This is a genomic window from Arthrobacter sp. TB 23 (assembly GCF_000294595.1).
Taxonomy (GTDB): Bacteria; Actinomycetota; Actinomycetes; order Actinomycetales; family Micrococcaceae; genus Arthrobacter_D.
In genome coordinates this window covers 1-10,816 of record NZ_ALPM01000108.1, presented here as the reverse complement: position 1 = coordinate 10,816, position 10,816 = coordinate 1, and the positions used below count along the sequence as shown (strand labels likewise).

At 65.4% G+C, this 10,816-nt stretch carries 10 protein-coding genes; 3 read left to right on the top strand and 7 right to left on the bottom strand.

Going from position 1 to position 10,816, the window contains the following annotated elements; genetic code table 11:
• Positions 1–31 precede the first annotated feature (31 nt).
• Positions 32–427, top strand: coding sequence for an FAD-dependent oxidoreductase (locus B384_RS21310; RefSeq protein ID WP_272942579.1), 396 nt, complete (start codon positions 32–34; stop codon positions 425–427).
• A gap of 28 nt (positions 428–455) precedes the next feature.
• On the opposite strand, the gene B384_RS0114710 is transcribed toward B384_RS21310, so the two are convergent.
• The 3 genes from B384_RS0114710 to B384_RS0114700 all read right to left on the bottom strand — a co-directional run bounded on the left by B384_RS0114710 (position 456) and on the right by B384_RS0114700 (position 3,878).
• Positions 456–2,126: a thiamine pyrophosphate-binding protein gene (locus B384_RS0114710; protein ID WP_019483866.1), complete on the bottom strand. Its 1,671-nt coding sequence runs from the start codon at positions 2,124–2,126 to the stop codon at positions 456–458.
• Complete coding sequence (gene speB / locus B384_RS19135) at positions 2,127–3,119, bottom strand: agmatinase (RefSeq protein WP_019483865.1); 993 nt, start codon at positions 3,117–3,119, stop codon at positions 2,127–2,129.
• 180 nt (positions 3,120–3,299) lie between these two features.
• A complete protein-coding gene (locus B384_RS0114700; protein ID WP_019483864.1) occupies positions 3,300–3,878 on the bottom strand; it encodes a helix-turn-helix domain-containing protein in 579 nt (192 codons plus the stop codon).
• A gap of 171 nt (positions 3,879–4,049) precedes the next feature.
• On the opposite strand from B384_RS0114700, the gene B384_RS0114695 reads away from it, so the two are divergent.
• Positions 4,050–5,582, top strand: coding sequence for a sodium:solute symporter (locus B384_RS0114695; protein ID WP_019483863.1), 1,533 nt, complete (start codon positions 4,050–4,052; stop codon positions 5,580–5,582).
• 136 nt (positions 5,583–5,718) lie between these two features.
• On the opposite strand, the gene B384_RS0114690 is transcribed toward B384_RS0114695, so the two are convergent.
• The 4 genes from B384_RS0114690 to B384_RS0114675 all read right to left on the bottom strand — a co-directional run bounded on the left by B384_RS0114690 (position 5,719) and on the right by B384_RS0114675 (position 9,523).
• Positions 5,719–6,960 carry an AI-2E family transporter gene (locus B384_RS0114690; RefSeq protein ID WP_019483862.1) on the bottom strand — a complete coding sequence of 414 codons (1,242 nt, stop codon included), beginning with the start codon at positions 6,958–6,960 and terminating at the stop codon, positions 5,719–5,721.
• A 35-nt stretch (positions 6,961–6,995) separates the two neighbouring features.
• Positions 6,996–8,702 (bottom strand): long-chain-fatty-acid--CoA ligase, encoded by a 1,707-nt coding sequence (locus B384_RS0114685; RefSeq protein ID WP_019483861.1) that lies wholly within the window; start codon positions 8,700–8,702, stop codon positions 6,996–6,998.
• A gap of 79 nt (positions 8,703–8,781) precedes the next feature.
• A complete protein-coding gene (locus B384_RS0114680; RefSeq protein WP_019483860.1) occupies positions 8,782–9,117 on the bottom strand; it encodes a DUF202 domain-containing protein in 336 nt (111 codons plus the stop codon).
• A gap of 10 nt (positions 9,118–9,127) precedes the next feature.
• Positions 9,128–9,523: a YidH family protein gene (locus B384_RS0114675; RefSeq protein WP_019483859.1), complete on the bottom strand. Its 396-nt coding sequence runs from the start codon at positions 9,521–9,523 to the stop codon at positions 9,128–9,130.
• 266 nt (positions 9,524–9,789) lie between these two features.
• On the opposite strand from B384_RS0114675, the gene B384_RS19130 reads away from it, so the two are divergent.
• Positions 9,790–10,816 (top strand): VIT1/CCC1 transporter family protein (locus B384_RS19130; protein WP_019483858.1); only part of this gene is annotated, 1,027 nt, incomplete at its 3' end.

The following is a 10,816-nucleotide window of genomic DNA, read 5'->3' as shown; positions in this document are numbered from 1 at the left end:
GATTCTTGCCCGCACCGGCGTGCGGGTGGACGTGGACAGCATCTCGATGCTGAGCGCGTTCGACGTGCACCGGCGGCTGGCCCAGCGGCTCGTGTCCGGGCGGACCGTGCTGATTGGGGACGCGGCCCACCAGGTGAGCCCGATCGGCGGGCAGGGGATGAACCTCGGGTGGCTCGATGCCACCGAGCTGGTCCCGATCATCACGGCGTCACTGGTTGACGGTCGCGACGTCGGCCGCGACCTGTCGGCGTTTGACCAGCGACGCCGTCGGGCTGCTGTGACGGCTGCACGCCAGGCTCACCTGAACATGGCGCTCGGGCGCCCCCTGCCGCGGCCGGTGCTGGCGGCCCGGAATACCCTCCTGGGCCGGTGCAACGCGGTGCCGGCCGTCCACGACACTATTGCCCGCACCTTCACCATGCAGTGACACCTCCCCGGGTTCCCCCGTTACCGGACTACAGGTGGGTGGGGGCGAACAGGCGGAGCAGGGTTTCGACCACGACGACGTTGGGCCCCTCCGCGGCGAAACTGTCCTCCAGCGCCTGCCGCACGTCGCCCGGGGCCACCTTGACCGCCGGCACACCGAAGGCTTCGGCGAGCTTCACGAAGTCCGGCCGGGTCAGCTCGGTGGCGGTGGCCTTCCCGAACGCGCCCTCCATGTACTCGCGCAGAATGCCGTAACCGCCGTCGTCGACAATCAGCCACGTGACCGGCAGGTTGTGCTGCTTGGCGGTGGCCAGTTCGGCAATCGAATACATCGACGATCCGTCACCGGAGACCGCCAGGACACGTTCCCCGAGCCCGACGGCGCCACCGATCGCGCCGGGGAAACCGTACCCCAGCCCGCCAGCGCCCTGAGCCGAATGGAACTGCCCATCCTTGGCGTCCCAGCAACTCCACGCCCAGTAGGCGGCGATGGTCATATCCCAGTAGGTCTGCAGTCCGGCCGGCGCGGCGGCGCGGATGTCCGCCATGAACTTGCGTTCCAGTGCGAGGTCCTGCGCATCCAGCCGTCCCTGCACCTTGGCGAGGGTTTCGGCGACCAGCGTGACGGCGTCGTACCCGGCGGTGCGGTCACGGTCCAGCGCGGGCAGCGCCTCATCGAGGGCAGCGAGCGCCTGGCCGGCATCGGCACGGATGCCCAGGGCTGGCCGGTTGGATTCGAGTACCCGGGGTTCGGCGTCGATCTGGATGATGCGCCCCCGCGGTTCGAGCGTGAAGTAGTTGCTGGTCACCTCACCGAGCGAGGATCCGACCACCAGCACCACATCGGCATCCTCAAGAACCTCGGTAACGTAGCGGTCCTCCACCCACGCCTGCAGTGACAGCTCATGCTCCCACGGGAACGCGCCGTTCCCGCCGGGCGAGCACAGCACGGGGGCGCCGAGCTTCTCGGCGATGGACAGCAGCCACGGTTCGGCGTTGCCACGACGGGTTCCGCCGCCAGCCACGATGGCCGGACGCTTGGATTCCGTCAGCCACTTCACTGCCTCGCGGACCAGCTCCACCCGGGGCGGGTTGTCGAAGGGCTCCGCGAGCGCGTCCTCGACCTGCGGCACCATCACCGGGTCGAGCAGCACATTTTGCGGCACCTCGATCCAGACCGGCCCCTGCGGTGAGGAAACGGCTTCGGTCCAGGCGTCCTGAATGGCTGAGGGGATGCCCGAGGCGTGCTGGATCAGCCGCTGGCTCTTGGTGACGTTCGCCGCCGAGGCCTTCTGGTCGTCGAGCTGGTGCAGCATGCCCTTCCGCCGGGCGCCCAGACCCTCCAGCGGGATCTGGCTGGCGATGACCACCATTGGTACGCCGGTGGCGTAGGCCTCCTGCAGGCCTGCAAGCGCGGTCAGCGCGCCCGGCCCGGTCGACAGGAACAGCACTCCCACTTGCCCGGTGGCGCGGGAGAACCCGTCGGCGGCGAATGCCGAGTTGTTCTCCACCCGCGAGGAGACGAAACGCAGCTCCGACCGGGACAGCGCGTCAAACAAACCCAACGCGTGCTGGCCGGGAATGCCGAAAACGGTGGTCGCTCCGAGGGCGCTGAGGGTCTCGACGACGAGGTCCCCACCGTTGCGCTCACCTGTCAGGGGTGCCGGCGGTGCTGTTGCAACACTGTCACTGGTGACCATTTAGCGTTCCTCCGCCGTGGTGTTGGTAGTGGCCTGGTCCGCCATCAGGGACACCAGGTCGTAGGCGACGTGCGATGCCGCGACGCCGGTGATCTCCGCATGGTCGTATGCGGGGGCGACCTCGACGACGTCGGCCCCGATCAGGTTCATGCCGCGCATCCCGCGGAGGATTTCCAGCAGCTCACGGCTGGTGATGCCACCCGCCTCGGGTGTCCCCGTCCCGGGGGCGTGCGCCGGGTCCAGCACGTCGATGTCGATGGAGATGTACAGCGGGCGGTTGCCGATCCGGTCCCTCAGCTTGGCAATCACCTCGTCGACACCCTGTCGGAACACGTCGGAGGAGGTGACAATCCCGAACCCGAACCGACGGTCGTCCTCGAGATCCTTCACCCCGTAGAGCGGGCCGCGGGTGCCCACGTGGGAGATGGCCTCGGTGTCGAGGATGCCCTCCTCTACCGCGCGCCGGAAGGGTGTGCCGTGGGTGTACTCGGCGCCGAAATAGGTGTCCCAGGTGTCGAGGTGCGCATCGAAGTGCAGCATCGCCACGGGTGCGCCGGCGCGTTCGGAGGCAGCCCGCAGCAAGGGCAGCGCAATGGTGTGGTCGCCACCCAGCGTGACCAGCTTGGTGCCGTCGGCGGTCAGATCGAGCGCATTCTGCTGGATGGTTTCGATCGCCTCGTTGATATTGAAGGGATTAACCGCCATGTCGCCGGCGTCGGCCACCTGCACCCGCTCGAACGGAGAAATGTCCAGGGCCGGGTTGTAGGGGCGGAGCAGGCGCGAGGATTCGCGGACGTGGTTGGACCCGAACCTGGCCCCCGGCCGGTAGGACACCCCCGAGTCGAAGGGGACACCGACGACGGCGATGTCGGCCCGGTCCACCTCGTCGAGTCGCGGCAGCCGGGCAAAAGTCGCGGCGCCGGCATAACGGGGAATCCGTGAGGAATCGATGGGGCCAATGTTTCCATTGGCCGTGACGCGCGGCTGTTCCATGGGTACCTCCGGGTTGGGGAAACAGAAGTTGCCATATAAGCATCAACTGTTTTTCATAAGGCTAATTGTGATGCCCGTCTCGGTCAACACTGAAGCCGCCGAAACAGGGTGACAGCTCCCCCTTAAAGGATCCGTAAATTGCGCCCACATCACCGGTCCTCCGGGCCTGCGGTCCGGGTATTATCCGCCGGAAGCCGCGGGGACCAGGGTCCAGAGAACAATCGCTTCCAGATCGGTGGGATTGAACCAGGTGTGGGGTTCACGGCCGGGGAACGTGACGGTGTCCCCGGCCTCCAGTTCATACCGGTCATTCGAGAAGATCAGGACAAATCTGCCGGCAACAACGTGCAGCGTCTCCACCTCGCAGTCAACCGAATACAGTTCGCTCTCGCCTCGCCCATGAGGCTCGATGACCGCGCGGATCATCTGGAGCCGCCGCTCGGAGCGGGCCGTCACCAGGCGTTCGTTAATGCCTTCACCACCGAGGCTGATCCGCGGAGCCTCCGCCAGACGGGTCAGGTGGGTCTCCGGCACCAGGAAGAGGTCACCGATCGAGATGGAAAGGACCTGGCAGAGCGTCACCAGAGAGGCGACCGACGGTGACGTCAGGTCCCGCTCCACGCGGCTCAGGAACCCTTTGGTCAGCCCCGTGGCAGCCGCAACCTGTTCAATGGTCATCCGCTGGGATTGCCGGGCAGCACGGATTCGAGACCCGATGGCTACCGGGGCGTTGCTGGGTTCTACGGGCAGGGCCTTCACTGGCTACCATCTCTCTGCGCAGGACAATCACCCGGGCGGACATCGACTATGAGCATACCGAGGATTCCCCGAGGACCGCCCTGATCACACACTTGACCTGTTAGCAAGGTCACAACTAGCCTATAGCGAAACATAAGTTTTCTAACCGAAACCCCCACAATCAGGAGCACCATGGAATTCATCAATATTGCGATCGTGGTGGTCTACCTCGTAGGCATGCTGGCGTTCGGCTGGTGGGGCAAGTCCCGCACCAAGAACACGAGCGACTACCTTGTCGCCGGCCGGCGCCTCGGCCCACTTCTGTACACCGGCACCATGGCGGCGGTAGTACTGGGCGGCGCCTCGACAGTCGGTGGCGTCGGCCTCGGTTACACCTACGGCATCTCGGGCATGTGGCTCGTCGTCGCCATCGGGGTTGGGGTGCTGCTGCTCAGCCTCCTCTTTGCCCCAACCCTGCAGAAGCTGAAGATCTACACGGTCTCCCAAATGCTCACCCTGCGCTATGGCGCCGAGGCCACCAAGGCCTCAGGCATCGTCATGCTGGCCTACACCCTGATGCTCTGCGCTACTTCTACTGGCACCTACGCCACCATCTTTGTGGTGTTGTTCGGGTGGGACCGCGCAGCCTCGATCGCCGTCGGCGGTGCGATCGTGCTGATCTACTCGACAATCGGCGGCATGTGGTCCATCACCCTGGCCGACATGGCGCAGTTCATCATCAAAACCATCGGCGTGTTTGCCCTGATGCTGCCCTTCGCCCTGATCAACGCCGGCGGTTTCGACGGCATCTCCGAGCGTGCCGGAGCCGAGTTCTTCAGCATCACCGGCATCGGCCTGCAGAGCATCATCACCTACTTTGTGGTGTACACCCTGGGCCTGCTCATCGGGCAGGACATCTGGCAGCGCGTCTTCACTGCCCGGACACCCACCGTGGCCCGGTGGGGTGGAGTGACGGCAGGCGTCTACTGCATCCTCTACGGCGTCGCCGGCGCGATCATCGGCATGTCGGCCAGCGTGATCCTCCCCAACATCGAGTCCCAGGACGACGTGTACGCGGATATTGCCATCAACGTCCTGCCGATCGGCATCGGCGGACTGGTGCTGGCGGCTGCCGTCGCCGCCATGATGTCTACGGCATCCGGTTCACTGATCGCCGCTGCGACAGTGGCCCGTGCCGACGTCGTGCCATTCGTCAGCAGCTGGTTTGGCCGTGGCGGCCAGAGCAGCATCGACACCACCACCGAGGACGAGGCCGAGAACCCCGAGCACGATGTCACCGCCAACCGCTGGTGGGTGCTGGGTCTGGGCCTGGTCGCCATCGCGCTGGCGGTCATCGTCCAGGACGTGGTCGCAGCTCTCACCATTGCCTACGCCATCCTGGTTGGCGGCCTGCTGGTCTCCATCATCGGTGGACTGGTCTGGAAGCGGGCCACCGGCGTCGCAGCAGCGGCTTCGATGGCTGCCGGCACGGTCTTCACCCTCGGCACCATGATCTACCTTGAGGTCAACGCCGAGAACCAGTACGACGGTATCTACGCCAACGAACCGATCTACTACGGACTCATCGCTTCGGCCCTGGTGTTTGTGATCGTTTCGTTCCTCACCAAGCGCACCGACCCGGCGGTCATGGCCGCCTGGGAGCGTCGCGTGGCGGGCGCCGCTGAGGACGAGGTCGCAGTACCCGTCACCTCCACCACCCGCTAGCCCGCAACGCAGAGCCGCCGCTCCCACCAAGGATCGAGTCAACACTCATAGCCGATTTCCTTCCGGAAACCTGTTATTGGTGTTGACTCGATCCGGGGGTGGGGGTGTCGCGGGGGGCGAGCCGGGGCGCCCAGGCCTACGACTTGGCTGTCGAGGATTTGATCTTCCGGCCAGGCCTGCTGCTGCGGCCACGGCCGACGGCGTCGGCCTTGGTATCGATCTCGGCTTGCCTGATGTCGGCGGGGGTCACTGGTCCGTCTTCTTCACCGGTCCAGGACTTGATGGCACTCCAGGTGACTGCCGCAATGGGCACCGACAGGATGGCGCCGATAATACCGGCCAGGATGGTGCCGGCGGTCAACGCCACCAGGATGACCAGGGCGTGCACGCTCAGGGAGCGGCCCATCACCACAGGCTGCAGGAAGTTGCCCTCGATCTGGTTCACGGCAATCACCACGACAATCACGATCAGTGCGGTAGTCGGCCCGTCTGACACGAGTGCCACCAGAGCGGCGAGCGCTCCGGCCGCCGTCGCACCCACCAGGGGAATGAACGCACCAACAAACACAATGACCGCGAGCGGGAGCGCCAGTGGGATGCCCAGGATGAACAGGGCGATGCCGATGACCACCGAGTCAACTGAAGCGACAATCGCGGTTCCCCGAACATACCCACCGAGCGTCTCCAGTCCGTGCATTCCCACGCGGCGGGCCTTGACCAGCCGCTCACCCTTGAAGGGCCGCAGGACAAAGGCGAAGATCCTGTCGCCGTCCTTGAGGAAGAAGAACAGGATGACCACCATCAGCACAGCCCCGGTGAGGAACTCGCCGGCTGCCGTAATGCCCGATACGGCACCGGCTCCGGCTGTGGCACTGGTGGCGAAGTCGATCAGCCATTCCTGCGCGTCGGAGATCTGCTGCTCATCGATGGGCAGCGGGCCATCGCGGACGAATTCGTAAATCTGGTCGAAGCCCTGCGATGCGTTGTCGACCAGTTCGTCGAGCTGGCTCTGGACAGCGAAGACGATGCCCGTGATCACACCACCCAATACTCCAAGCAGGAGCAGGAAGGAGAACGCGGTGGCGAGCGCACTGGGCCACCCCTTACGCCGCAACCAGTTCACCAGCGGGCCGATGGCGGCCGCGAGAATCAGGGCAATGATCAGTGGGATCACTACCAAGCGCACCTGGATCAGGCCGTAGATCACGATGACCGCCAGCACCAGGATCAGCAGAACCTGAGCTGCGCGCGTGCTGCTGCGGCCCAGCGAGTCGCGCCAGGGGCTCCCCACCGGCTCTGGGGTGTCGACGTCGGCAGTTTCCTCCCGGCGTTCTTCCCCGCGCGGTGCCTCCTTGGTGCGCCTGAAAATGTTAAACACAGTCCCTGTCTCCTTGTTCACTGGGGTGGCGCATTTCAGCTGTCGCCGGCAATTAGTTGATCTCGAACCCGGCGCCGCAGCACCTTGCCGATGAGTGACCTCGGCAGTTCTTCTACCACCACAATACGGCGCGGCACCTTGTAGGCGGCGAGGGAGCCCCGGCAGAAGGCTTTCAGCGCGTCCCCGCTGAACTGGTGTCCCTCGCGGATCACGACGGCGGCCACCACCTCTTCGCCCCCGCCCGCCAGCGGCAGGCCAACCACCGCCGCATCGGCGACACTGTCATGGTCGAGCAACGCTTCCTCCACCTCGGTGGGCATGACGTTGAACCCGCCGGTGACGATGATCTCTTTGATCCGGTCCACGATGGTGACATAGGAGTCGGCATCGACCCGGACGATGTCCCCGGTCTTGAACCAGCCGTCGGAACTCAGGACAGCCCGCGTGTCCTCATCGTTCCGCCAATAACCCTGGAACACCTGCGGTCCGCGGATGAGGAGTTCGCCGGGCTCTCCGGGCGCACGCTCACTACCGGCATCCTCGGGGTCCACGACCCGGATTTCCGTATTGGGGAACGGCACCCCAACGGTTCCGGGCTTACGCGTGGGGCCAATTGGATTGCCGAGCGAGATGGGCGAGGTCTCGGTGAGCCCGTACCCCTCCACCAGGTATCCACCGGTTACCGACTCCCACAACTCGATGGTCGCCAGCGGCAGATTCATTGCGCCGGAGATCGCGAAGCGAATGCTCTTCAGACTGACCCCACGTTCCACGGCGCGCTTCGCAAGAGGCTCATAGATCGGTGGAACAGCGGGCAGGAAGGTGGGCGGGTGGGTTTTCGCCGCGTCCAGCACCAGGTCTTCATCGAACTTGGGGAAAAGGACCAACCGGGCCCCAATGCTCATGGCAAACGTCAGACAGAGGGTGAGCCCGTAGGCGTGGAACATTGGCAGGACGGCGTAAATGACTTCCTTCCCGTCATCCAGGCCTGGCACCCATGCCCGTCCCTGCGCCGCATTGACGAGTAGGTTCCGGTGGGTGAGCACCGCCCCCTTGGGGTGCCCGGTGGTGCCACTGGTGTATTGCAGCACCGCAATGTCGGTGGCCACGGGCCCCGGATGGGTTACGTCCAGCCGCTTGTTTTTCACCAGGTCGTCCCACCGGGTGACGCTTCGACTGCCGGAGAGCTTCGCGGTGGTGGTCAACGCCTTGCGTGAGTCCTTGGCCTTCCGGATGGGAAGCCTCAGCGCTGCCCGTTTCGCGAACGGCATGGCCCGCGTCAGGTCGACGGTCACAATGGTGGTGACGTGGACGTCTGCGGGCAGATCCTGCACCCGCTGCGCTGCCTTGTCCCAAACAATTGCCAGCCGTGCGCCGTGGTCCTCGAACTGGTGCCGCAACTCGCGGTCGGTGTAGAGGGGGTTATGCTCCACGACAATGGCGCCGAGCCGCAGGACAGCATAGAACGCCACCACATGCTGGGGACAGTTTGGCAGCACCAGCGCCACCCGGTCTCCCGCTACGACACCCAGCCGATGCAGGCCTTCGGCCGCGCGCTGGATCTCCTCACCGAGCTGGCGGTAGGTCGTCTCGGCTCCGAAGAACTCAAGGGCGACCTTCTTGCCGTAGTTACGTGCGGATTCCTCAACGAGGTTGACGAGGGAGCCGTCGGGGATGGCGACGGCGGCGGGCACACCCGGGCCGTAGTTTTGTACCCATGGGGCAGTTGAATCAAAAGTCATCAGTCTACTTCCTGTCTTGGCCTGTTGAACTCTATCCTGATTCGCCGGGCGGTCGCTCACTGTCCGACAGCTTTTTTCCTCACTCATGCAGCGACTGGAACAGGACAGCGTAGATGCCAGCGGCACCCACCGCGACCACCACCACGGTAGTCCAGAGCACCGCAGTCACATCTGCTTTCAACACACCACTCCTGACCCCCTTGAGGTTCCGGCGATACCGGAGCCGTTGGCTCAGGTAGATTCCCAGCGCCGCAGCGAGTGAGGTGCCGGTGAGGATCATCGCAAACCAACCGTGCTCCGGCAGCCATCGCACAAAGAGCACACCGCAGATCACCAGCGCCAGCAGGGTCCTCCCCCAGGCAAGTGAGGTGCGTTCCGGCGGCAGGCCGGTGTCGACGGGGTGGTCGCGGTTCATCGGGAGCCTGTCAGGCCGATCGGCTGTAGATCACGACCACGACCACCGCCGCCACTACCGTTGCGCCGAGCGCGAGCAGCGGGGCGAGGAGCGACAGGGGTAAGGGCCGCCCTTGGCGCATGGCCCGCTCGACGATCAACCATCTCCCACACGCTCCGGCGGCAAGCAGCATGGCCAATACCAACAGGAGAATCGCCAGGGCTTTGCGGATGACCGGATCGAACAACTCAGCGGTGAACGCTTCAATCGCTATGCCGCCAGCCAGCAACGCCAGGGACGTCCGGATCCAGGCCAGGAACGTCCGCTCGTTCGCCAGCGTGAACCGGGGATCGGGATCTGCTCCGCCCTGCAGCAGCCACTGGGTCAGTGATCCACGGCGGGGGGATTTATCTGCTGGGCTGGCCATGGTTTCATCCTAGCGAGGCTTACCTCCATCGGTGGTCGTCTGATGAGGCGCCCTCGGGCTAAGATTGACGCTGAGAAGGGGAGTAGCTCCCGCGTTCGTCCCGCACCAGCGGGGCTCGGCGCAGCGGCCTGTCGACATACTGGCCATCGAAGACGATGGCCCGGCAATCCACCGGTGACCTAGACCGGCGAGCGAGACCTTCGGCCGCTTTAACGACGGCCGGAGCCCCGTCACGGCACTGGTCGCTACAGACCAGGAGATCCCACGTGACACCACAGTCAGACCAGCCAGCCCCGGCAGATATTCGCCGCTGGCGCCAATACCTGGCCGACGAACGCGCCGAAGCCGCCACCTACCGCTATCTGGCGAGCCGCCGCGAGGGCGAGGAACAAGAAATTCTGCTCGCCCTGGCCAAGGCCGAAGGCAGACACGAGGCCCACTGGCTCTCACTCCTCGGGCCCGACGCCGGCAAGCCTGCGCGGCCTTCGTTCCGCAACCTGGTGCTGGGCTTCCTCGCCAGGCGGTTTGGCAGCGTCTTCGTGCTGGCCCTGGCGCAGCGTGCCGAAAGCAGGTCCCCCTACGCCGCGGACCCCACCGCCACCGACGCGATGGCTGCTGATGAACAGATCCATGAGGAAGTCATTCGGGGGCTTGCGACCCGGGGCCGCAACAGGCTATCGGGCAACTTCAGGGCCGCAGTGTTCGGGGCTAACGACGGACTGGTCAGCAACCTGGCCCTCGTCCTGGGTGTCGGCGCAACCGGTGTCTCCACCGGGTTTGTGTTGTTCAGCGGCGTCGCGGGCCTCCTCGCCGGAGCACTGTCCATGGGTGCCGGCGAGTACGTGTCCGTCCGGTCGCAGCGGGAGCTGCTCGCAGCGTCGCGGCCCACCCAGATCACGCTCACCGCCGCCAAGGAACTGGATATGGATGCCAACGAACTGGTGCTGGTCTACCGCGCCCGCGGCATGTCCCTGGAGGCGGCCGAGCATCGCGCCTCGGAACGGTTGGGGCTCCGTGACTGCGACTGTGATCCGAGTCTGTCCCTCCAGCCGGAAATCACTGGTGACCGCGACGCTCATGAACACATCGGCACTGGCCTGGGCGCGGCGGGTGCCAGCTTCTGCTTTTTCGCCTCGGGGGCCCTGATCCCCATCCTGCCGTACCTGTTCGGGCTGAGCGGGATGACGGCCGTCCTCGTCGCCTGCGTTCTGGTGGGACTCGCGCTGCTGGGAACGGGCGCCGTCGTCGGGCTTCTCTCCGGAGCGTCGCCACTGAAGCTGGCGTTACGGCAGG

Excerpts from the sequence above, each read along its gene's own strand:
- B384_RS0114710 (WP_019483866.1), bottom strand. The coding sequence starts at position 2,126 with ATGGTCACCAGTGACAGTGTTGCAACAGCACCGCCGGCACCCCTGACA.
- speB (WP_019483865.1), bottom strand. The coding sequence starts at position 3,119 with ATGGAACAGCCGCGCGTCACGGCCAATGGAAACATTGGCCCCATCGAT.
- B384_RS0114695 (WP_019483863.1), top strand. The coding sequence starts at position 4,050 with ATGGAATTCATCAATATTGCGATCGTGGTGGTCTACCTCGTAGGCATG.
- B384_RS0114685 (WP_019483861.1), bottom strand. The coding sequence starts at position 8,702 with ATGACTTTTGATTCAACTGCCCCATGGGTACAAAACTACGGCCCGGGT.
- B384_RS0114680 (WP_019483860.1), bottom strand. The coding sequence starts at position 9,117 with ATGAACCGCGACCACCCCGTCGACACCGGCCTGCCGCCGGAACGCACC.
- B384_RS0114675 (WP_019483859.1), bottom strand. The coding sequence starts at position 9,523 with ATGGCCAGCCCAGCAGATAAATCCCCCCGCCGTGGATCACTGACCCAG.